The 23210-nt window shown below is 42.8% G+C and carries 21 protein-coding genes; 4 read left to right on the top strand and 17 right to left on the bottom strand.

The genetic code is table 11. From position 1 onward, the window contains the following. Window positions 1-144: 144 nt before the first annotated feature. The 7 genes from CGC64_RS03715 to metK form a co-directional block, all read right to left on the bottom strand. Window positions 145-2382 carry a TonB-dependent receptor gene (locus CGC64_RS03715; protein WP_005676831.1) on the bottom strand — a complete coding sequence of 746 codons (2238 nt, stop codon included), beginning with the start codon at window positions 2380-2382 and terminating at the stop codon, window positions 145-147. Continuing rightward, window positions 2382-3431, bottom strand: coding sequence for a DUF4249 family protein (locus tag CGC64_RS03710; protein ID WP_224241319.1), 1050 nt, complete (start codon window positions 3429-3431; stop codon window positions 2382-2384). Before CGC64_RS03710 ends, CGC64_RS03715 begins: the two co-directional genes overlap by 1 nt. Further along, on the bottom strand, window positions 3394-4386 hold the full coding sequence (locus tag CGC64_RS03705) for a thioredoxin domain-containing protein (protein ID WP_005676829.1): 993 nt from the start codon (window positions 4384-4386) through the stop codon (window positions 3394-3396). The genes CGC64_RS03710 and CGC64_RS03705 overlap by 38 nt, the downstream gene beginning before the upstream one ends. 66 nt (window positions 4387-4452) lie before the next feature. After that, on the bottom strand, window positions 4453-5391 hold the full coding sequence (locus CGC64_RS03700) for a hypothetical protein (RefSeq protein WP_005676828.1): 939 nt from the start codon (window positions 5389-5391) through the stop codon (window positions 4453-4455). A 5-nt stretch (window positions 5392-5396) separates the two neighbouring features. Continuing rightward, window positions 5397-5789 (bottom strand): DUF3244 domain-containing protein, encoded by a 393-nt coding sequence (locus CGC64_RS03695; RefSeq protein WP_005676827.1) that lies wholly within the window; start codon window positions 5787-5789, stop codon window positions 5397-5399. 95 nt (window positions 5790-5884) lie between these two features. After that, the gene (locus CGC64_RS18910) at window positions 5885-7402 is read right to left on the bottom strand and encodes a tetratricopeptide repeat protein (RefSeq protein WP_005676826.1); all 1518 of its coding nucleotides are present in this window, start codon (window positions 7400-7402) and stop codon (window positions 5885-5887) included. A 280-nt stretch (window positions 7403-7682) separates the two neighbouring features. Beyond that, window positions 7683-8975 (bottom strand): methionine adenosyltransferase, encoded by a 1293-nt coding sequence (gene metK, locus CGC64_RS03685; RefSeq protein ID WP_005676825.1) that lies wholly within the window; start codon window positions 8973-8975, stop codon window positions 7683-7685. 228 nt (window positions 8976-9203) lie between these two features. Here metK and CGC64_RS03680 point away from each other — a divergent pair, with 228 nt between their 5' ends. After that, a complete protein-coding gene (locus CGC64_RS03680) occupies window positions 9204-9392 on the top strand; it encodes a hypothetical protein (protein WP_005676824.1) in 189 nt (62 codons plus the stop codon). Here the strand turns inward: CGC64_RS03680 and folK are convergent. From folK to miaB, 8 genes are all read right to left on the bottom strand, one after another. After that, complete coding sequence (gene folK, locus CGC64_RS03675) at window positions 9367-9852, bottom strand: 2-amino-4-hydroxy-6-hydroxymethyldihydropteridine diphosphokinase (RefSeq protein WP_005676823.1); 486 nt, start codon at window positions 9850-9852, stop codon at window positions 9367-9369. The two genes, CGC64_RS03680 and folK, sit on opposite strands and share 26 nt — an antisense overlap. Further along, complete coding sequence (queA, locus tag CGC64_RS03670) at window positions 9852-10910, bottom strand: tRNA preQ1(34) S-adenosylmethionine ribosyltransferase-isomerase QueA (protein ID WP_005676821.1); 1059 nt, start codon at window positions 10908-10910, stop codon at window positions 9852-9854. Before queA ends, folK begins: the two co-directional genes overlap by 1 nt. A 17-nt stretch (window positions 10911-10927) precedes the next feature. After that, entirely contained in the window at window positions 10928-11650 is a 723-nt protein-coding gene (truB, locus tag CGC64_RS03665; protein WP_005676819.1) for a tRNA pseudouridine(55) synthase TruB, read from the bottom strand. Then, complete coding sequence (locus CGC64_RS03660) at window positions 11650-12441, bottom strand: undecaprenyl-diphosphate phosphatase (RefSeq protein ID WP_005676818.1); 792 nt, start codon at window positions 12439-12441, stop codon at window positions 11650-11652. Before CGC64_RS03660 ends, truB begins: the two co-directional genes overlap by 1 nt. Before the next feature lie 9 nt (window positions 12442-12450). Then, window positions 12451-12687, bottom strand: coding sequence for a DUF3098 domain-containing protein (locus CGC64_RS03655; protein ID WP_005676817.1), 237 nt, complete (start codon window positions 12685-12687; stop codon window positions 12451-12453). 75 nt (window positions 12688-12762) lie between these two features. Further along, window positions 12763-13644, bottom strand: coding sequence for a cell division protein FtsX (locus CGC64_RS03650; RefSeq protein ID WP_005676816.1), 882 nt, complete (start codon window positions 13642-13644; stop codon window positions 12763-12765). Window positions 13645-13647: 3 nt separating this feature from the next. Beyond that, window positions 13648-14547, bottom strand: coding sequence for a methyltransferase domain-containing protein (locus CGC64_RS03645; protein WP_005676815.1), 900 nt, complete (start codon window positions 14545-14547; stop codon window positions 13648-13650). 546 nt (window positions 14548-15093) lie between these two features. Continuing rightward, window positions 15094-16461: a tRNA (N6-isopentenyl adenosine(37)-C2)-methylthiotransferase MiaB gene (gene miaB / locus CGC64_RS03640; protein WP_005676814.1), complete on the bottom strand. Its 1368-nt coding sequence runs from the start codon at window positions 16459-16461 to the stop codon at window positions 15094-15096. A 336-nt stretch (window positions 16462-16797) separates the two neighbouring features. Between miaB and CGC64_RS03635 the strand changes: the two genes are divergently transcribed. From CGC64_RS03635 to CGC64_RS03625, 3 genes are all read left to right on the top strand, one after another. Further along, entirely contained in the window at window positions 16798-17259 is a 462-nt protein-coding gene (locus tag CGC64_RS03635; RefSeq protein ID WP_005676813.1) for a hypothetical protein, read from the top strand. A gap of 157 nt (window positions 17260-17416) precedes the next feature. After that, entirely contained in the window at window positions 17417-18916 is a 1500-nt protein-coding gene (locus CGC64_RS03630) for an acetyl-CoA hydrolase/transferase family protein (RefSeq protein WP_005676812.1), read from the top strand. Between the two features lie 43 nt (window positions 18917-18959). Continuing rightward, on the top strand, window positions 18960-20324 hold the full coding sequence (locus tag CGC64_RS03625; RefSeq protein ID WP_005676811.1) for a hypothetical protein: 1365 nt from the start codon (window positions 18960-18962) through the stop codon (window positions 20322-20324). A 21-nt stretch (window positions 20325-20345) separates the two neighbouring features. On the opposite strand, the gene dacB is transcribed toward CGC64_RS03625, so the two are convergent. Together dacB and CGC64_RS03615 are read right to left on the bottom strand one after the other, a co-directional pair. Then, window positions 20346-21752 carry a D-alanyl-D-alanine carboxypeptidase/D-alanyl-D-alanine endopeptidase gene (gene dacB, locus CGC64_RS03620; RefSeq protein ID WP_005676810.1) on the bottom strand — a complete coding sequence of 469 codons (1407 nt, stop codon included), beginning with the start codon at window positions 21750-21752 and terminating at the stop codon, window positions 20346-20348. Between the two features lie 235 nt (window positions 21753-21987). Further along, window positions 21988-23190 carry a TlpA disulfide reductase family protein gene (locus CGC64_RS03615; RefSeq protein ID WP_005676809.1) on the bottom strand — a complete coding sequence of 401 codons (1203 nt, stop codon included), beginning with the start codon at window positions 23188-23190 and terminating at the stop codon, window positions 21988-21990. Window positions 23191-23210 lie beyond the last annotated feature (20 nt).

Genomic DNA, 23210 nt, shown 5'->3' with positions numbered 1-23210 from the left:
AATCTTTCCCCTTCTGGAAGCATTCAATCGCCATCTTAACAATGCACTACATATTCTCAATAGTGGGGCTTTTATAATTAATCGTTTAAAAGCTCATATAAAAGTACAAAAAACATAGAACGCATACGTAATAGCCCAAGCCAACTAAAACTTGAATTGATAGGAAACAGAAGGTAATGTACCATACAAATACATTTTATGTATTTCAAGATCTCTAAAAGAGAATTCGCTTCTACTTGTATACATAGTAAACACATTTTTCCTATTATATACATTAATCACAGAAAAGATTAAACGCCCCTTTCTTAACTTACATGCCATAGATAAATCCAGTTGATGAAACGCAGGAGCACGATACCCGTTTCTCGTAGAATAGATATAGAAAGATGTACCCTGCGTCTTATAATGAGCAATAGGCAACGTCAGATTCATTCCTGAATTATAAGAGAAAGTAGCTGCGAAAGCACATCTTCGTCGTCGTCCGGCCTCACAATTCAGAAATATCTTCAGACTATGCGGACGATCATAAACAGGCGGATATTCATTATCTTCAAAAGTTGCCACTTTATTTTGTGCACGCGAGAGAGTATAACTAATCCACCCTGTCAACTGTCCCACATTTTTAGAAAAATAAAATTCAGCTCCATAAGCTTTTGAAAAACCAAAACCTAACTGTGATTCAATCTGGTTATTCAAAAAGATATTAGCATTATCCACAAAATCAACAATATGATTGGTCTTTCTATAATAAGCCTCCATAGAAAAGCTATATGCCCCTTTTGCCCAGTTTTTTTTATACCCTATAGCCATTTGTTTCATTACAGCAGGTTTCACCCGTCCATTAACGGGTATCCAAATATCAGAAGGAATGCCCACAGAAGAATTGGATAACATATGTAAACTTTGTGAAGATTGCGTGAAAGCAACATGCAATTTATCCCCTTTTCCCGGAAAATAAGACAATTCTGCTCTTGGCTCAGGCATAACATAACACTTCTGTTTATACGTACTCACCTTAGGACTGTAAATAGTAGATAAACGAATACCTCCATTAAACTGCCATCTAGGCGAAATTTCATAAGAAATTTCGCCATAAGCAGCTATATCCAGCAAACGCCGTCGATTCATTCGATAAGGAACAACATTGTTCAGATCTCCCCAGTTATCAATACCCCCAGGCATAATTGTAAATGTATGGCCAGAAAGCCCGCTTTTAATATGTAACATATTAGAGAAAGCATAATCCACATCATATTTCAACTGATACGACTGCATATTTGACTTCCACAAATATTTCATACCGTCTGCCATCGACTTATAACGATAATAATAATTACTAAAAATAGCACTCAAATTTCCTGAGGTCTTATCTGTCAAAACATGATTCCAACGGAAAGTAGCAGTAGTATTACCCCAGTTCATACCATACCCCCGAACCAACTGATTAAAATAAGTATGATCTCCACCATTATATATGGAAAAGAAAAAACGGTTCCGATCATTCAGTGTCGAATTAATTTTAGCATTTATATCATAGAAATTCATTTTTGTGCCTCGAAATCGCTCCAGCACCCCAAGTATAGCACCCGGATAAGCAAATCTAGTAGATAGCAAGTATGATGTCTTACCTCTCTTTATTGGACCTTCCAATTGAAGTTTCGAAGCGATAACACCAATTGTAGCACTCCGATGCTTTTCTTGATTATTTCCCTCACGCATTCTAACGTCAATTACCGATGAGGTTCTTCCTCCATACATCAACGGAAAATAAGATTTATAAAGATTAACTTGTTGTATGGCATCATTATTAAATACTGAAAAGAAAGATAAAGCATGATTCGGATTATAAACCATTGCTTCGTCCAACAGAACCAAATTCCCCCACTGATCACTCCCTCTAACAGAAATATTATTAGTCCCTTCATTACCACTAATAACACCGGGTAAATATTGCAACGACTTTAACACATCAGGTTCACTCCCCAAAGTCGGAAAAGACTGGATCTCTTTCTGAGTTAATGCTAACTGCCCGCCAAATTTTCGTTCACCTACTATCTCCACATCGTTTAATTGATAATTATCAGGCATTAGCGCAAAGTCATGAACCATATTAACTGCCAACGTCAATGTATCTATCTTAGTAGCATACCCCAACATTGAACATCTTAAAATACATTGTTTACTTTTGACATGAATGGAGTACAACCCATATGAATTAGTAGCCACCCCTGTCCCTAACACTAAGTCCGCAACATTAGCGTCAGAAAGTACCTCACCAGTTTTCCTGTCTATAACACGTCCTCTGACTGTAACGGTTTGGGCACCACAGATTGTGAAAGCTCCACAACAGGATAAAAAAAGCAATAATAAATACTTCTCCATCAAATCCTGTGTTTTTGATAATGATATATCTCTGAAATAGCACTTACGCGAAAGATTCCATAAGCTCCATTACTAATATTACTCTTTACAGAAGCAGGACGATTAGAGAAAGTTCCGCCATCTGAACGAATTTGTTTAATCATCCGATCATATACATTATAACAATTTTCAGAAATTGAATGCATTTGTACCCAAATCGAATCAGCAATGGGATAGCTCCATGTGGGACGATTAGGAAGTATAAACTGCTCCCCAACACTTACTGCATAATCTTCTACATTTTCTGTTAAATATTTATCATCTAAAATAGAAAATGGCCAGCCACCGCTATTTGTCATCCCATAATACAAGTTATAAATGGATGCAATACGAAACGTTTTAGAAGAAAAAGAATCAATATAAAATAAATAATAGTTATGTTCCTCCATAGGATTTTTAAAGCTTATACATGGAACTTCATTATGTTCTCCTTCTCCCATATCAACACGTTTCATTATTATTTTGTCAATAGGAGTTTTAGGCACCATCCGTTCACATGCAGTATATTCCTTTCCTTTATATTTAATATGCAATTCATATATATGATTTTCTATCCCATATATCTTTGTAGTAACATAAAGTCCCCCCGGTGTTTCACCTTTATCCCACTTTATCGGGACAGTTACTTCTTTATGCCTATAATGGTCATAATATCGAAAATCATTATAAGGTGTCAGTTCTGCATTCTTCAAAGTATCTCTCACCCCAACCGTCTGATCAATAATAACAATTTCTGCATCATTAATCCTCTCATAACCACGACTTACATATTCACCCAATCCCCCAGAAGGTTTACTTAATGAAAAAAAATAAGGAGGAGGCTCATTAGTTATCACTCCATCAAAGACAATCGCACCTTCAGGTGGTACCATTTCTGTATTATATAGTTCTTCACAAGCTGCACATAAATACAGCAATTGTAGAAGAACTATACAATGAAAGTTAAAGTTAGGTTTCATTCTAGTTATTACATTAAAGTTCGCGCTCCAATAGCTTGGATAATTCTTCATAGCTATTAGTGACATAAACCAATCGGTCATTGATAATAATAGTAGGAGTAGCCATAAGCCCTCTCTCAACCAATCGATTAATAATATTATCCAATTTCTTATAATTATCAGGAGAATGCAAATTTTTATCAAATTCCCTCATATCTAACCTTTTAGACTTTGCAAAATTGTATATGAATGCAGAGTCAGCCACTTCTACATAGTTAAAGATCGCGTCATGAAAAGACCAAAACTGCCCTTGTTTATCTGCAGCTTCACACGCCAAAGCAGCTAGAGAAGGAGCATCTGCAAAATGTACAAATCCAAACTTCACCTGCTCCCTATACTGATCATAGAGCTTAGATAATGTTTTTTCAAATTGCACACAGCGCCCACAATTATAATCAGAAGCAACAATAAAAGAAGTAGACGAATCTAAGTTTCCTCTATAATGTACACATAAATCCCTCACAACACATTCCGGTTGTTTAGGGGGATAAATATATCTCTTAATATCCGCTTTTTGATATAAAGAATCGACCAACGCTTGGACTATCCGATTTCGAAGTCTTTGTTGAAACGATAACTCCTCTTCTATGGTCCCCTTTTTTAGCGGAATTAAACTATTCTTTGCATAAAAACTTTCTGTATTAATCGCATAGTACTTTTTTATACTATCCTGATCAAGAAGTAATTTCTGCTGAACCAAAAAATCTAGAAATTCCTCCAAAGACATGTTTTTATTTTTAGCCGTATTTTCCAGCAATTTCTGTTTTATTAAATTCGTCAATACACGATTTTTAATTTCGTATGCAGTATTTAACAAATCAAAAATTTCTTGTTTACTCTGAGATGACAATTCTGAAAGATAAATCTTTTCTCCATTTACTTCTGCAACAATCTCATCTTTATTTACATTAGAAATATTACAAGAAATAAAAAAAGTGATCAAAAAAAGGAGAGAGGCTACTTTCATATTTATATATTAATTAAATAAATTCTTATCAATGAATTTCGTCAATAAGAATTTATTATAAACAAATTAATGTTGAGACGACATCTGTACTAATCTTCCAAATTTATCTTTATCAGTATTGAGACAGATATAATATCTTGTATTAATACCTATTTCTACTCCAAAATAACATCCAGAATTACCTAAATCAGCTTGATATCGATTTCCCAACCAACGTTGTGCCCAATTTTTATTATTATGATCTTCATCATCAAGATACAAATTACCTGAAGACATATCCGGAAGCGCAATAACCCCATAGTTAATTCCTACCGGTCCCATTGGAGGCCTTCCTCCCCATGCAGACATATTCCTATTCATATGCCATGCTAATGTCGCGTTAGCATCTAGTTTTGATAATCCGGATATACGACTTATATCACCATCCCTATAAAAAGGATCATCAGACCAAAGACTCTGATGACCACCATCTTCCGTATCGTGATGACGAACAATTATAAATGACTCATTAACGGTAGGTGCATCTTCAATTAACAATACTCCTCCAGGAAAACTATTTGCAGCTTCTACCAAACAAAATTCGAGATGCATATTATCATTACCATCAACAAAACTATCGCCAACATTACCCTCTACGCGAGTTTTACTTCTGCCATTCTCACAATCAATAACTATTGCTAAGTATTTATAATTTCCACAAGAACCAACTTTAAAAACACCAACTCTAGGTGATGCCGCACTATAGGCCGTACGCATTACTTTTTCTTTTGCAACTTCCAAACGCCCCATAATTTCTGCGATATAATTATCTTTCAACATTTGAATGGAATCTTCATCACCAAAGGTCTCGGCCTTCAATTCAGCGCCAACAATCGCTTTTGACTTACCTAATTCATACTCATTGTTTAAGCCTCTTAAATCAGACTCTGTATCCAACAGAACAGAGTTACCAGCACAAGAACAGCATAAAACTGCTAATGCTCCTATAAATAATTTATTTTTCATCTTGGCTAAATTTGATAATTAGATTCCTCTTCAATAAAAAAACTTCCAGAAAAGATATTTTCACCTATGTATATATCTATTGTATACTTTCCTGGATTCTCACCTGCAAGATCAACTGTACAATCATTTACATTCAATTCTGTAGATGAATAAACAACTTTATCTGTTTCTGCATCTTTTACAGTAATTGTTACAGAAGGAATAACAGATAAAAAATCAATAGATACCAAGGAACCTTCAACAGAGGCAACAGGCGAAATTAGAATAGACCGATGTTGTGCTTGCGCTTTAACTCTTAACTCAATTCGGCGTGCAGTTTTCATCTCCCGTGCAAAAGAAGATGTATTTACTTGAAGTAAAATAGCGAATAACAAAAATAACAAAAATCTAGCTTTCATAATAAATGTGTTTTAAGAATTATGATTCAAAAGTACACAGATAGAATAAAAGAAACGATTTTTATATGGTAACAGTGGTAACAGTATTCTATACTTTACTGATTATCAACAGTAAATACAGATTCAAATAACTGTTGGTCCATTTTGTTCTTAATACGATTTTTACGTGTCTTAAGAGCATCTGAAGTAGCATTCATCAATTCCATTATAACCACTTTGGAGCAATGAAGCAAAGAAAGAATACAATAAAACAGGTCATCATTAGTTAAAGTCGGACAGCATTCTTTCAAATTCGCCATTACATCAACAAATGTTTTGCAAATAGTTGCATTAATTTCCGTTCGCAAATTATGCATTAACAGTAATTGCTTAGGAGTTGCATTCTCCAAAGCCTCTAATTTACGATAGCAATCTGTAGTTTGAAAAACAGATATACATAATTGCAGTTGCTCCTCTCTCAGTTCTGACAACTTCTTATTAATATCTTCTTTATTAGATCCTGAAAATGTCTCTTCTTTCAACAACATAGTATCTATTCGCTTTTGATTCAACTCATGCTGTAAAGCTATATAGTATTTTTTTCGCTTCCTGTCATTCCACAAAAAAAGAAACAAGCATATAATCATCAAAGAAATAAACACAACAACCAAACTCATTATCAATGTTCTAGTATGTTCAGACAACTTCCTTTTATATTCCTCTAACTGATAATTATCCATAAGCCGAACAAGCTCTTCGTTATCTGATATTCCTTGAATAGAATCATAAAGCATCACATATGTATCAAGATTATCCACTGCCGCTTTCCATTCTCCTTTTCTTTTTGCTACCTGATACATCCCATTGTAACAAATAGCCTTCCCATAAATATCAAGTCTATCTATATCTTTGCTAAAAAAATAGTTAGTAGAATCAAGGTTATTCATATTTAGCATAATCTTTGCTTTTAACAAATAAGCAATTGACTTATTCTGTCCCATTGTTTCAATTGCTTTTGACACATACTTATTTGCCTGAATATAGTTCTTTTCTTCATTATAGATTGTAGCCAAATCATAATAAAGTACCTCCATCAAAGCAGAATCTTGCACAGCTACCGCACAATCAAGAGCTTGCTGATAATAGTACAATGCACTATCTTTTTCATTTTGCAACAAAAAAACACGTGCCATACCCCTTAATGGATATATTTGTCCTACACCTCCTTTCAATATCTGATAAGCTTTACGATAAGCCTCCATTGCTACATCATCCAAGTCTTCTTCCTCATAGCATTCCGCCAAATTATCATATATCATTGCCAAGAACTCATTTTGTTCAGGCATTAGTCGAATCGCTTTCAAATATTCTTCTACCGCAAAGGAGGTACGTCCCATATCCCGATAAGTGGCGCCCCAATAATAATGAGCCTGTGCAGCGCGTAAACTCTTATCTCTGTCACCATAATAATCGACAGCCGTCTTTATCAGCGAATCATCATCTAAAGGTACATAATTCTTATGCCGTGCCTGTGTAAGCAACAATGCATAAAGCGCTCTATCAGCACGTGACAGCTTCTGTGGTGAGGAAATTGACTCCAAAATAGATAACGCACTATCAGGACTTACCTCCATTAACGAGTCAGCACAGAGCAGTAACGGATTCTTCACAGAAGAAGAACAAGAGGATAGAGAAACAGATAGTAAAATACTACCCATACCGATAAACAAAAAGGCGAATAGTGGAAAGTAGTATATAAAATAGTCGTATTTCTTTTTCATCTCACGGCTTGTTTTACTTCTTAATGGAACAAAGGTAGTGATTTCTAGTAGAAATAAAGAGCCGCAATCCCAAATTCCATAAAACGGAAGTGAGATTGCGGCTCTTATCGTATAAACCCTCTTTCAGACTAGCTTACAGACCGAAAGCTGCTTTAATCTTATCAACGTAGTCGAGTTTCTCCCATGTAAAGAGTTCCACTTCCACTGTTTTGTCACCTTCATAACGAGAAGAAAACTTCTTCGTTACCACTTGTGGTTCGCGTCCCATGTGACCATAAGCTGCCGTTTCCTGATAAATCGGGTTACGAAGTTTCAGACGTTCCTCGATTGCTTTCGGACGAAGATCGAACAGCTGGTCGATAACGCGTGCAATCTCGCCATCAGTCATGTTCACATGAGAACGGCCGTAAGTATCCACAAAAATATTAATCGGACGAGCCACACCGATAGCATAACTTACCTGTACAAGCATTTCGTCTGCCACACCTGCTGCAACCATATTCTTAGCGATATGACGAGCTGCATAAGCTGCGCTACGGTCCACCTTACTAGGGTCTTTTCCGGAGAAAGCGCCACCACCGTGAGCACCTTTACCGCCGTAGGTATCAACGATAATCTTACGTCCGGTCAGACCGGTATCTCCGTGAGGACCACCGATGACAAACTTTCCGGTCGGGTTAACATGATAGACAATCTTGTCATTGAACAGAGCCAGCACTTTATCGTGATGAATAGAAGCAATCACGCGAGGCATCAGAATTTCAATCACATCACGACGAATGATAGACAGCATTTCTTCATCAGCTTTCAACTGAGCGACTTCCGAGTCATTCTCCGGCTGAATAAAATCATCATGCTGTGTAGAGACAACAATTGTATCAATGCGAACAGGAGTTCCGTTATCGTCATATTCAATAGTCACCTGACTCTTGGCGTCGGGACGGAGGTAAGTCATTACCTTGCCTTCGCGACGGATGTCGGCCAGCACTTGCAGAATACGGTGTGCCAGATCAAGAGAAAGCGGCATGTAGTTTTCCGTTTCGTTCGTTGCATAACCGAACATCATACCTTGGTCGCCTGCACCCTGTTCCATCGGATCCTGACGTTCTACACCACGGTTGATATCGGGACTCTGCTCGTGAATAGCGGAAAGTACACCGCAAGAGTTACTTTCGAACATGTACTCTCCTTTGGTATAACCGATTTTCTTAATCACCTCGCGTGCGATGAGTTGTAGGTCAACGTACGCTTTTGTTTTCACTTCACCCGCTAATACTACTTGTCCGGTAGTTACTAGTGTTTCGCAAGCTACTTTCGAACTGGGGTCGTAAGCCAACAGTTTGTCAAGCACGGCGTCCGATATCTGATCGGCTACCTTGTCGGGGTGTCCTTCTGACACCGATTCGGATGTAAATAAGTATCCCATCTTTCTTAAATTAAGAATTAAAAAATAAGAATTAAAAGATGATAGAGCAGGAGAGGTGAGTAGTGCAAATATATGCCGAAAGACATCAACGAGTCGTGTTTTAGCATTTTTTTCTGTGGTTGCAAGCTACTCAAATCTGTCCACACTTTCATTTCGGTTGCAAAGATAAAGAGATTTCGGAGATTATGAGTATCTTTGGGCGGTATTTAACACAATAATAGATTTAAAATGATTCTAAATAAGAAAGTAAGAACGCTTTTCGCACTGGCGCTCTATATCGGATTTACGATTGCGATTTACGCCATTGTCTGTCATTTCATCCACCGTGAGTTTCAAGACATTCACCTGCTTTATGCCATATTGATAGGCTGTCTGGCTTATCTGCCACGATTTATTGCCGACAGGAAGAAGAAATGAGCTCTTTTATCGTCCTTCCCAATACCGGGTGTACCACGTCCGGCGCAATTTCTGCCAGTGGCCGCATCACAAAATCGCGCTCCGTCATTAGAGGGTGGGGGAGATTCAGTGCTGCCCCGGAAGGAGAAGTAACAGAGAGCACCAGATCATCGTAAAGCAAGAGGTCAATATCAATCAGACGGTCGCTATATACTCCGTCAACAGACTTCTTGATGCGCCCTAACTCTCGTTCAATTAGTTGCGTCTCCCGCAAGACCTCTAAAGGAGATAAATCCGTGTCTACACAAGCGGCAGCATTCAGGAAACTGTTTTCAGAAGCAAAGCCCCACGGAGCAGTAACGTAAAAAGCAGACAGGGAAACAACTTTCCCTATCTGCTCTTCTATTTTCTGCACGGCATCCCGGAGATTCTGTTCTTTATCACCCAGGTTAGTACCGAGTCCTACATATACTTCCGCCATTATTTGTCCAAAATCAGCATTGCATCGCCATAAGTACCGAAACGGTAACCTTCTTTCAATGCTACGTGATAAGCGTCCATTACCTGCTCGTATCCGCCGAAAGCGGCTACAATCATCAGGAGTGTAGAAAGAGGCATATGAAAATTGGAAATCATCGAGTTAGCCACAGTAAATTCGTACGGCGGGAAGATGAACTTATTTGTCCAACCTTCAAATTCTTTCAAATGTCCGTCGGTGCTGACTGCACTCTCGATAGCCCGCATCACCGTAGTACCTACCGCACATACGTTTCTACCGGTATCCTTGGCACGATTGACAGTTTTCACCGCCGCTTCGTCCACAAGCATCTGTTCCGAGTCCATTTTGTGCTTCGTCAAGTCTTCTACATCAATGTCACGGAAGTTGCCCAGGCCGGCATGTAAGGTGATATAGGCAAAGTCTATTCCCTTAATTTCCAGACGTTTCATCAATTCACGACTGAAGTGCAAGCTAGCTGTCGGGGCAGTCACCGCGCCTTCTTTCTTCGCGAAGATAGACTGGAAACGTTCGGCATCTTCCGGTTCTACAGGACGATTGATAATAGAGTGGGGGAGCGGAGTTTCGCCCAAAGCATACAAAGCCTTCTTAAATTCATCATGCGGTCCGTCATACAGGAAACGAAGCGTACGACCACGAGAAGTGGTATTATCAATTACTTCGGCCACCATTGAATCATCCGGACCGAAATACAATTTATTACCAATACGGATTTTACGCGCCGGGTCTACGAGCACATCCCACAGACGGAGTTCTTCGTTCAACTCACGCAATAAGAATACTTCAATACGAGCACCCGTCTTTTCTTTATTACCGTACAAACGAGCAGGGAACACCTTTGTATCGTTGAATATAAACACATCTTTATCATCAAAGTAGTCCAATACATCCTTGAACATCCTGTGTTCAATTTTACCTGTATTACGATGCAATACCATCAAACGCGACTCATCTCTATACTTCGTAGGATGCAAAGCGATTTTATCCTCGGGTAACTTAAATTTGAATTGTGATAGCTTCATATCTATTCCTTATTACGTTAATTATTTTCTTCATCATTTTCTATCTCCTGCCCGTCGATCCACTCTTTAAAAAGTGCGGGATCCAAACAGTCTTCCAAACGGACATCGCCTACACGGGTACGAATCAACCCTGTGAGATGAGCCCCGCTATGGAGCGCCTCGCCAATGTCGCGTGCCAGTGCGCGGATATAAGTCCCCTTGCTGCATACCACACGAATCCGAATCATCGGTTCCGGTTCTTCCAAACGGCATTCCAACAATTCAATCTCGTCGATAACAAGCTGTTTCGCCTTTAGTTCGACTTCCTCACCTTTACGTGCCAGCTCGTAAGCACGCTTGCCGTCCACCATACAGGCGGAGAAGGCAGGAGGTACCTGTTCTATCGTTCCGATAAAGTGCGTCAACACTTCTTCCACCAGTTCCCTCGTGATATGTCCGGTAGGGTAGGTGGCATCTATCTCATGCTCCAAATCATACGACGGGGTAGTAGCACCCAACCGGAGTGTCGCAACGTACTCCTTCGTGTGATATTGAAACTCTTCAATCCGCTTTGTAGCCTTGCCTGTGCATACAATCATCACCCCCGTTGCAAGAGGGTCCAACGTGCCGGCATGGCCGACCTTTAGTTTTTTCACCCCTATCCGGCGACAGATATGATAGCGGGCGTGCCCTACCACCTTAAATGAAGTCCAGCCAAGAGGTTTATTAAAAAACAGTACTTCGCCTTTTTTAAAATTCATCAGCTCAATATAATCGTTACCAATCCTGCTATCGCACAATAGATTGCGAAATAGATCAGCTTTCCTTTCTTCACTATGTTTATCATCCACTTACAAGCCAGGCAACCGGCTATGAAAGCAGCCATAAAACCTACAATCAACGACAATGCAGGAATGTCTCCCACTACGTCCTCCCCTTTCATCATCTTCATACCGTCAAGCAATGCCTCACCCAGAATGGGCGGAATAACCATAAGGAAAGAGAATTGCGCCAACTTCGCTTTGTTGTCTCCCAACAGTAATCCCGTAGCGATGGTAGAACCCGAACGGGACAATCCCGGCATTACTGCACAAGCCTGGGCAATACCGATAATAAGCGCATCTTTCATCGAGATTTTTTCTTTTTGACGCGGCTTGTAATAGTACGAGAAAGTCAGCAGGGCAGCCGTCAACAACAACATACAGCCCACAATCAGCAGTCCCGAGCCAAATATTTCTTCTACATAGTCTTTAAAGAATACTCCCACAATACCGATTGGTATCATTGAGATCAATATATTAATCACGTAGCGCGTCTCCTCGTTCATCCGGAACTTGAATAACCCGCGGAAAATCCAATCTATCTCTTTCCAAAGAATCACCAATGTACTGCATACCGTAGCCACATGCACTACAATTGTAAATGCCAAATTCTCTTCACCCTGTATCCCAAACAATGCCGACCCGATAGCCAAATGCCCACTGCTACTTACAGGCAAATATTCTGTCAATCCCTGAATCAGTCCAAGGATTAATGCTTCCAACCAACTCATAACTTATCTTTATTCTATTTTAGTTTTAGGTTTGCGCAATACCGCATAAATCATCGACAAGAAACCGAACAGGCAAACGACAGGCGCCACCTTAATTCTACGTGCACTGAAAATATCAGGTTCAAAGACCGTTTCGGACGACGAAGGTCCTGTCATCAATAGAAACCCGATAATAACAATCGCCATTCCTACCGCTAGCAAGATAAAGTTCACTTTATCAAAGGCAAATTTCTGCTTGTCAGACATAGTTTGTTTAATTATAAATTCAAAATTAAAGTCGCGAATCACAGTTCGCTATACCTATTTACTATCTATTCTCTACTAAATATAATACAAGGTATTGGCCCTCATTCTCAAGTATTTGTTAATGGAAATGTAGGCACACAGCCACGTAATCACCATTCCAAACACCAACACACTCGCACAAACGATAAGCATGACTTCGGGAGTGATTACCTGAAGCAATTCCTGCTCGTATGTCACTGCCCAATAGGCCGTCCCCATTAATATGGCATCGGCAACTACGGCAGCCAGCACGCCACTCCACACATTCCTTCGGAGAAACGGTCGCCGAATGAAGCTCCAGCTCGCCCCCACCAGTTTCATTGTATGGATGAGGAAGCGCTTGGAGTATATAGCAAGCCTTATCGTATTGTTTATCAAAGCAAAGGAGATAAAAGTAAGCACTACCGCCAAAGCCAGTAATACCAGACTGATATTCCGTATGTTATCATTCACAGCATCAATCAGCTCCTTCCGGTAGAGCACATCCTGTATATTACTGTTCCGTTTGACCATTTTCTCAATCTTCGCAATACTGTCGGAGTTAGCATAATCGGAATGGAGCTTTATTTCAATAGAAGCGGTGAAAGGATTATAACCCAGAAACTCTTCAGGATCAGTTCCCATAGCTTCGGTCTGCTCCTTCAATGCCTGTTTTTTAGAGATATATTCGGATTGTTTCACGAAAGGTTCCTGATTCAGCTTCTTCTGCAGTTTCAGGATATCCGCCTCTTTCATATCGTCGCTAATAAGAATGGAGAAACTGATATTCTCGCGGACATATACGGAAAGATTGTGCGCCGTAAGCACGAAGAACACAACCAGCCCTAACAGCAACAACACCAGCGTGGTACTGATACTCGACGTAATAAACTGCATATCGAAAATCGAACTTGACTTATATCTGCTTTTATTTCCCATCCTCTACCTCTTTTTCCGAAAAACGTAAATCATGGAACTGCTCCGCTCCTTCCGTCCCAAAGCGCTGAACCATGCCAATGTTCCGACATACATCCCTTTCAGGAAACTACATGAACTACCCCGATGTTTCTCACTTAGCATGGATACGTAAAAAGCGTCAAACGGCATCGGGTGACGTGCCGCCATGATAAAGCCATGCCGGGAAGCCAACTGTTGGATAGTGCCCGGTGTGAAATGCCAAAGATGTCGCGGGACATCATAAGCCGCCCAATACTCGCCGTAACGTTGCGCATCATAAGAGGAACAGTTGGGCACTGCCACAATTAGCAGTCCTTTTTCCGTCAACATCTCGTGAAGCTGTTGCCACACCTCGCCGAGGTGTTCAAGATGTTCCATAACGTGCCAAAGGGTAATGACATCAAAACTGCCGGGAGCAAACTCTTGCAGAGCCGATTCGGGTTTCACCTCCAGTCCGAAATGTTCCTTTGCAAACTCACGTGCCTGCGGATTCTTCTCCACCGCCTCCACTTTCCAGCCACGACGCACCATCGTATCGGCAAAATAACCGGTGCCCGTACCTATATCGAGCAAACGCCCCGTCTTGCGATGCGCCTCCTTAGCTACCAGCCGCGCCTTGCGGCCCAGCATATAGGAACGTACATAGTGATAAACGGAATTCATCGCGCCTTTGCGCGTATCAGTGTGGGAGATATAATCAGGAGTCTCATAATACTTACCTATCTCAGCCTCTACGGGAACACCTTGCGTGAACGTAAATCCGCAATCTTCACACGAATACAGTTCAAACTGTTCGCCCGAAGCATAAAAATCCGTACAAGTCATGACGCGTTTCAAGTGCGTACTGCCACACACCGGACAAGCATTTATACTGAGTTTCTCCATTAATTTCTAAGCAAAATTAAGTGCTGCCTCAAACCACAAGACAACACTATACCCGAATTTGGTGCAAAGAAACAAATAAAAAGTGATGTAATGGGCTTTTGTTAAGGACTTTTAATAATACAAACTGACCTTGCTCTGATATAAGTTGTATAAACTGAAATCTATATAACAGAGCAAGACAGTTATTTACGTCAGGGTAGGACGCTTGCTTTAAGAAGTTTAAGAAGATTCTTTTCTTCATATCAACCAACCGAATTAAAAGATCCCCATCTTCTTTGCCATCCTCATTATACGAATATAAAAGAATAGAATCATCAAATATTTCGACTATGTAACCTACATAAAACTTGTCCGTGTCATTATCAAAACTATGTCAAATGGTATCTCTACTTCAGGAACAAGATGACAAAAAGTAATGGCGTTGCGGTACCGCAACGCCATTACTTTAAAATCATTATAACTTATCACCAACCATTTTTGGCAACATTACCCACGATATAATTACCCTACAAACATTGCATACGCGCAGGAACACAAATTTAAAACTTACACTTCCTCCCCTTTCAGCGTAGCCGAACTGGCTTCCGTGACACGCACGTTGACGAAATCACCGACACGATGCGTACCCCTATCGAACACTACGACGCGGTTTTGCTCCGTGCGACCGAACAGTTGGTCGCGCGAACGCTTGGAGACTCCTTCCACAAGCACTTCGTAAGTTTTTCCGATGCAACGCTGGTTGGACTCAGCCGACAGGCGATTCTGCAAAGCGATAATCTCATTCAGGCGGCGGACTTTCACATCTTCGGGCACATTGTCTTCGAGATGTTTGGAAGCATACGTTCCCGGACGTTCGGAATATTTGAACATGAAAGCAGCATCGTATCCGCACTCTTCCATCAGGGAGAGCGAGAGAGCGTGGTCTTCCTCCGTTTCGGAGTGGAAACCGGAGAATATATCCGTTGTCAGTCCGCAATCGGGAATGATACGTTTGATAGCGGCCACACGGTCCAGATACCATTCTCGGGTATATTTGCGGTTCATCAGTTTCAGGATACGGGAGCTGCCGCTTTGCACGGGTAGGTGGATATGCTTGCACACATTGGGCACTTGCGCGATCACTTCCAGCGTTTCGTCACTCATATCCTTCGGATGAGAGGTAGTGAAACGGATGCGTACTCCCGGAGCAGCTTCGGCCACCGTGCGGAGCAACATCGGGAAGGTGACGATTTCACCTGTCGGCTTCTCAAAACGGTAGGAATTGACGTTCTGCCCCAAAAGTGTGACTTCCTTGTAGCCTTTTGCCACCAAGTCCGACACTTCGTTGAGGATACTTTCCACGTCACGGCTGCGCTCGCGTCCACGGGTGTAGGGCACGATACAGTAGGTACAGAAATTGTTACAGCCACGCATGATAGACACGAATCCGGAGATATGATTGCCGCAGATACGTGAAGGAATCACATCCCGATAGGTTTCGGTGGTGGAAAGTTCAACGTTGATTGCCTTCTCGCCGGCTTCTACGGCGGCAATCAGATCGGGCAACGTCAAGTAAGCGTCCGGACCGACCACAAGATCGACATGATGATTCGTTATCAGATCATCCTTCACTCGCTCGGCCATGCAGCCCAGTACCCCCACGATGAGACGCTTCTTCTTTTTCTTCAGCGAGTGGAAAAACTCCAGGCGGTTCAGAATCTTCTGTTCCGCATTGTCGCGGATCGAACAGGTGTTCATAAACACGGCATCAGCCTCCTCCAGCGTTTCAGCTACGGAGTACCCCGCCATTTGCATCACCGAGGCGATCACCTCACTGTCGGCCACATTCATCTGGCAGCCGTAGGTTTCGATAAACAACTTCTTGTTGTCATCAGCAGTTGCGGATTTAAAGTCCGCTCCCGTTAATTCGTTCATACTCAAATCTCATTTAAAAATTCGACTGCAAAGATACGGCTTCGGTTTTTAATAAGTGGTGAATTGATACAAAAATAACGCAAAAACTTATAGTCTGGCGAGCTAACTTGTAATTAATGTTAAGAGAATAAACATTTTCCGGTCAGTTTCTTGGCAAATTTAATTTTATTTTTCACATTTGTGCAATGAAAGAAACATTAGATTTTTTCATAGTTAAGGTTTAGGTTAAAAAAATTAAGGGGAGCTGTGAAGCTGCCCTTTTTTCATAACTAAATGTTAGCTCAAACCAGATAAAATGCCTACCTTTGGCGGACAACTATTTAGAAGTGAAGCAAAATGGAAGATTTTTTGAAATTTCTCTTGATAGCAGGTGTCATTCTCGTGGGAATATTCAAAGAGGTGAATAAAAATAGCAAATCGAAGAAAGCTAAAAATAACCGCCCCGTCCCGCCGACACCCTCTCCCGTCGAAGTAGCTCCCGACGCCACTCCTATGCCCGAAGCCTGGGGCAGACCCAGGTCGCTGGAAGAACTGTTTCAGCCGATTCCCGCAGAGCAGCGGACGCGCAAACCGAAAGTAAGGCAGCAGGAGTCGAAACCGAAAAAGAAAAAAGAAGAAGTATCCGTTGCCGCCTCTATCGCCAACAGTGCCGCACAGGATGAACGAAACAGCCGGCAAGGTGCCCACTATAACACTTCCCACGATTCACATGACAACAAAGAAGACTTCACCATTCATTCTGCTGAAGAAGCCCGGCGCGCTATTATCTGGGGAGAAATCCTTCAACGGAAGTATTGACAAGTGTCAGGTGTAAAGTATTAGATATCAACTGTGTCAGGTATTAAACATTGAGCATTACGATTCGAGTATCAGGTTCCGCCCTGAATGTCAACATATTGAGCGAATTATTAACCAATTAAATATCAACTGTATTTAACACGAAATTGTACTATTTATGTCATTCAATCGTATTTCAGCAGCAGAAGCTGCAAGCCTTATCAAACATGGCTACAATATCGGCCTGAGCGGATTTACTCCCGCCGGAACGGCCAAGGCTGTCACAGCCGAGCTAGCAAAAATAGCTGAAGCAGAACATGCCAAGGGAAACCCTTTTCAGGTAGGTATCTTTACAGGTGCATCGACCGGTGAATCTTGTGACGGCGTACTGGCACGTGCCAAAGCCATTCGTTACCGTGCTCCTTACACTACCAATTCCGATTTCCGCAAAGCTGTCAACAACGGAGAAATTGCCTACAACGACATACACCTCTCACAAATGGCACAGGAAGTGCGTTACGGCTTCATGGGGAAAGTGAACGTAGCCATTATCGAAGCCTGCGAACTGACTCCGGACGGCAAAATATATCTGACGGCTGCCGGCGGTATCTCTCCGACTATCTGCCGTTTGGCAGACCAGATCATCGTTGAGCTGAACAGCGCGCACAGCAAATCCTGCATGGGATTGCACGATGTGTACGAACCACTCGACCCGCCTTACCGCCGCGAAATACCTATCTACAAGCCGAGCGACCGCATCGGACTGCCTTACATCCAAGTGGATCCGAAGAAAATCGTAGGCGTGGTAGAGACTAACTGGCCGGACGAAGCACGCTCTTTCGCCGCTGCCGACCCGTTGACCGACAAAATCGGACAGAATGTTGCCGACTTCCTTGCCGCAGACATGAAACGCGGTATCATCCCGTCGACCTTCCTGCCGTTGCAGTCGGGCGTAGGAAACATCGCCAACGCCGTACTCGGTGCGCTGGGACGTGACAAAACGATTCCCGCATTTGAAATGTACACTGAAGTTATTCAGAACTCCGTGATCGGTTTGATTCGTGAAGGACGTATCAAATTCGGCAGCGCCTGCTCGCTGACTGTCACCAACGACTGTCTGGAAGGTATCTACAATGACATGGATTTCTTCCGCGACAAACTGGTGCTCCGCCCGTCGGAAATCTCAAACAACCCGGAAGTAGTACGCCGTCTCGGTGTTATCTCTATCAATACCGCAATCGAAGTCGACCTGTACGGCAACGTAAACTCAACTCATATCGGCGGTACGAAGATGATGAACGGTATCGGCGGTTCGGGCGACTTTACACGCAATGCTTACATCTCTATCTTTACCTGCCCGTCAGTAGCTAAGGAAGGTAAGATCAGCGCTATCGTGCCAATGGTTTCCCACCTCGACCACAGCGAACACTCCGTGAATATCGTTATCACCGAACAAGGTGTTGCCGACCTTCGTGGCAAGAGCCCGAAAGAACGTGCACAGGCCATTATCGAAAACTGTGCACATCCCGACTACAAACAGTTACTTTGGGATTACCTCAAACTGGCCGGCGGCAAGGCACAGACTCCGCACGCTATTCAGGCTGCACTGGGCATGCACGCAGAACTTGCCAAGAGCGGTGATATGAAGAACACTAACTGGGCCGAATACGCCCGATAATATTCCGATTTTCTATTCACCTAAGTCTGAATATAAAAAGAATATGAAAAAGATAGCTGTACACAGTCTGCTTCTCCTTATTATATTAGGGAGCGGCAGGCTGCAAGCAGTAGCCGGTCCTGCTGATAAAATCCGGAAAAATATCGAATGCTATTTCAACGACTATCTCCGTGGAGAAACGCCTTTATATGAAAAGCACCAGTCATTCAGTCTTCTCAAAGCATCGGCCTACCGCCAATTGGTATGGGAAGCTTGGAAAACAGCCAACGATGAGCTGGACGAAGAAAAGCTAATCGCCCTGGATACGTTATCCGCTTCCAGCAAGGGAAAATGGCACCTCCCCAAAGAACTGGAACCCAATGCTATCATGCCCTATTATTGGGGGAGCAAGGGCACGGAAAAACCCGCAGACGGTTATCCGATGTATCTCTACATACACGGTTCCGGTCCCAAACAGGCGGAATGGAAAACCGGCCTGAACATCTGTTCGCGTTTTGACGACGCTCCTTCCGTCTACTTTATCCCGCAAATCCCCAACGAAGGAGGTTACTATCGCTGGTGGCAGAAAGCCAAGCAATACGCTTGGGAGAAACTGTTCCGTCAGGCACTAGTATCCGGGCACGTCAATCCGGATAAACTGTTTATCTTCGGAATATCCGAAGGTGGATACGGCAGCCAGCGTCTTGCCTCTTTCTACGCCGACTACCTGGCCGGGGCAGGTCCCATGGCAGGCGGAGAACCTTTGAAGAACGCCCCTGCCGAAAACTGTGCTCACATCGCCTTCTCCCTGCGGACCGGTGCCGACGACCGCGGCTTCTACCGGAACATCCTCACCGGCTACGTGAAGGAGGAATTTGAACGGCTGCAAGGTCTGCATCCCGGACTATACAAGCATCACATAGAGCTAATCCCCGGCAAAGGGCATTCTATCGACTATCGTCCCACCACTCCGTGGCTGAAACAGTATACCCGCAACCCTTATCCGAAATATGTCTACTGGGAAGACTTTGAAATGGACGGCTTGCACCGCAAAGGATTCTACAATCTCTTTGTCAAAGAGCGCCCGAATGACGATATCAATGCCCGTACCCGCTACGAAATGAACATTACGGACAACCACATCACACTGAATGTGGATAATGTCGTTTATGAGACCGTTCAGAAAGATCCGAGGTGGGGCATTGAAATGAAGTTCAGGAAGAATTACACGCCTGCCGCCAAAGGGAAAGTGATTATTTATCTCTGTGATGAACTGGTTGACTTGAAGAAGGAAATCACTGTTACAGTGAATGGGAAACAGGCTTTTCAGGGAAAGGTAAAGCCGGACCTGAAGAATATGGTGAACAGTTGTGCCACATTCTTTGATCCGCAACGCATCTATCCTGCCGCCATTGAGGTGACATTATAAGCCGATAGGCAGAGAGAGCGCCTAACGCCCGATAATCACCTCGCACACCTTATCCTGGAAGGCTCTGGCCTTTGCAGCCGAAAGCACATTCTGGTTCATTATGGCAAAGGCCACTTCATGTCCGTTCTTCATCTTCAGATAGCCTGCAAGTGTATTGATAGCTGTGAACGAGCCCGTTTTGGCATGAACATTCCGGAATGTGGCTGCGCTTTTCATCCTGTTTTTCAACGTACCGTCTATGCCGCCTACGGGAAGAGACTTGTATAGCATACGGAACACTTCTGTCCGGGAATATGCATATTTCAGGAAGTCAACCAACAGGGCGGGGGAGAGGTAGTTGTAATTGGAGAGTCCGCAACCGTCCGCAATCTTATACTCTTTCGGGTTGTGTCCCAGCTGGCGGATGAGCTGCATGATCTCGACGATTCCGTCTTCGGCAGCCACCTGCTTCTTCCCTGTCGCCTGCGCGCCAAGGCGGCAGAGGAATGCTTCGGCATTCAGGTTATCGCTCTCTTTCATTAGTTGGTTCAAGACTTCCTGCACGGAGGTATTCCAACAGGCTATCCGTTCCACTTGCACACTGTCACGGGGTAATTCGGCGAATCCGTATGATTGGGGAGCCGTGATACCTTTCCCCCGAAGACGCTCGAGGAAAGTGTGCATAAAGAAAGCGGAAGAATCATAGATGTTTATATCATCCTTTCTAATGGAGGTAACATTGCCCGAAACAACCAGATTATTTCCATTCCTCAACCAATCTCTTGAGAAGGAGAACTTTCCAGCAGAGGAAGTACGTGTCTTTGTCCGGTTCGTCAGGGTATAATAGGAAGAAACCGGTTTACAGGATATGCTTGCCGTATCTCCCTGCACAGCGGAAGGAAACACGGAAATCTGTACCGTGCCTTTACAAAACATCAACGGAGACAAGTAAGGCTGATAACCTGCAGGAGTATCGTCCCAAGCCCAGCCATGCCCCCAATAGAGCGAGTCTTTCATCGAAACGTCGCCATACACCTGCCCGTTAATCACGGAGAAAGGAAAAGTCATCACTTCCTCTATCAACGAATCCATTGCCTGACTGTCAAATTCGGGGTCAAATCCCCCTACTACATACAGATTGCCTTGCAGTGTATCGTGCTCTATCACACCATCGTGCCATACTTCCGTGCGGAAAGGCTCATCCGCATCAGGACGGGAGAGAGCGGTAATGGCCATCAACAGTTTCATGGTAGAGGCAGGCCGGGAGAGCTTGTCTGCACGGTAGCTATACAACGGCCTTTTCGCCGTCAGGTCATAAACGGATATGCCGACTTCGGACGCTTCGGGAAGCATCTTTTTGATAAGTGAGTCTATTTGGGAGAAATCCCGCTGTCCCCACAACGGCAACAGACAGACGGACAACGCAACTAATAAAAGAACTTTCTTCATACAATACAGGTTATGAATCGAATCACACCCGCAAATATAGCACTTCCCAACTGAATAAGTCTAAAATCTGACAAAAAACAAAAGAGGGTATCTGAAAGCCGGGGTGACAGGTGGATGCACAATGCTGATAATAAATGATTTATGCATCTACCTACCACCTCCCCCTACGGGTATTCCTCCTTCCAGAAGGAGGAGAATGAAGATACTATTGACTTTTTAGTCAGTCTCTTTTCTACTATTTCAGATTCTTCTTCACCGTTTCCAGAAGTGAACCGGAACCATAACCGGACCACATATCTTGTATCTTCCCGCTAGGAGCAATAAGCACATAATGAGGAATCCCTTTCACCTGATAACTCACAGCAAGTCCCGTACGGCCTCTGCGAAGTTCATTCCACTGGTTGCCGCCCATTCCTTTCGTCTTAACATATTCTTTCCAGCGTGCTTTCGGGTCTTCACTGATACTAATCACGGTCATTCTATCCTTATAAGTATCTATGACCTTCTCCATTTCCGGGATCGACTCCACACAAGGACCACATCCGCTACTCCAGAAATCCAGCAAAATGAATCGTCCCGCAAATTCGGATATATGGCGGAGAGAGTCATTCACGTCATATAGTTCTCCGTCAACCATCATATCTCCTATTCCTGCCACAGAAGGAGGATAAATATAGGCCGTAATCTCCTGTCCGGCATCCGTTTGCTTCTCGGTTTCCGGCATTCGAGCATACAAGCTCTTCACTTCTTCCTTATAAGGCATGACAGTTTCGTATTTCATCATAGAAGCATATAGCAGCAGCTTATCTATCCACACTTTAGAGATAGGCGCCTCTTTCATATATTCAAGTTCCTTTTTCCAGATTTCTTGCTGTAAAGGCGTTGTCAACTTCCGGATAGAGTCTATCTTTGCCCAGCCTTTCTTTTCAAATTCCTGATCGCCTGCATGGTCTATAAACATCATCCGCTGCCAGTCATATTCGGCCGCCAAATGCTGCATCAGTTCTTTTTGCTGAGCCATTGCACAAGCCGTAAAGCGATTTTCTTCCGCCTGTTCGGGGATATCGCTCACCACTTCCCAGGTTTTCAGTAATTTGTCCTCTCCTTTGATTTCTATATACTCCCCCGGCGCTATCCATACTTCCAGCCATGTGCCCGGGAATCCCTTATTATCAGACATTATCAGCATTTTCTTTGTAACAGAGACAGTATCCCGGAAAGAAAACTTGCCATTCAGAAGCGTATCTCTCGCCACAAGGTTGAAAATGTTTCCTTCATCCACATACAGCCCTATCACTATACTATCCGAAAGATTTGCCAGCTCTCCCTGAATCAAATATTCGTTTGCCGGAACTGTTGCTTTCCGGTCGGATGTACAATGACACATCATCACCAGCACCACCGCCAAGAAAACCGGAACAATTATATATTTTCTCATATATATCTTTTTATGGTATG

Origin of the sequence: Bacteroides caccae (assembly GCF_002222615.2) — a bacterium.
Taxonomy (GTDB): Bacteria; Bacteroidota; Bacteroidia; order Bacteroidales; family Bacteroidaceae; genus Bacteroides; species Bacteroides caccae.
This window is presented reverse-complemented; position numbering and strand designations above follow the sequence as displayed.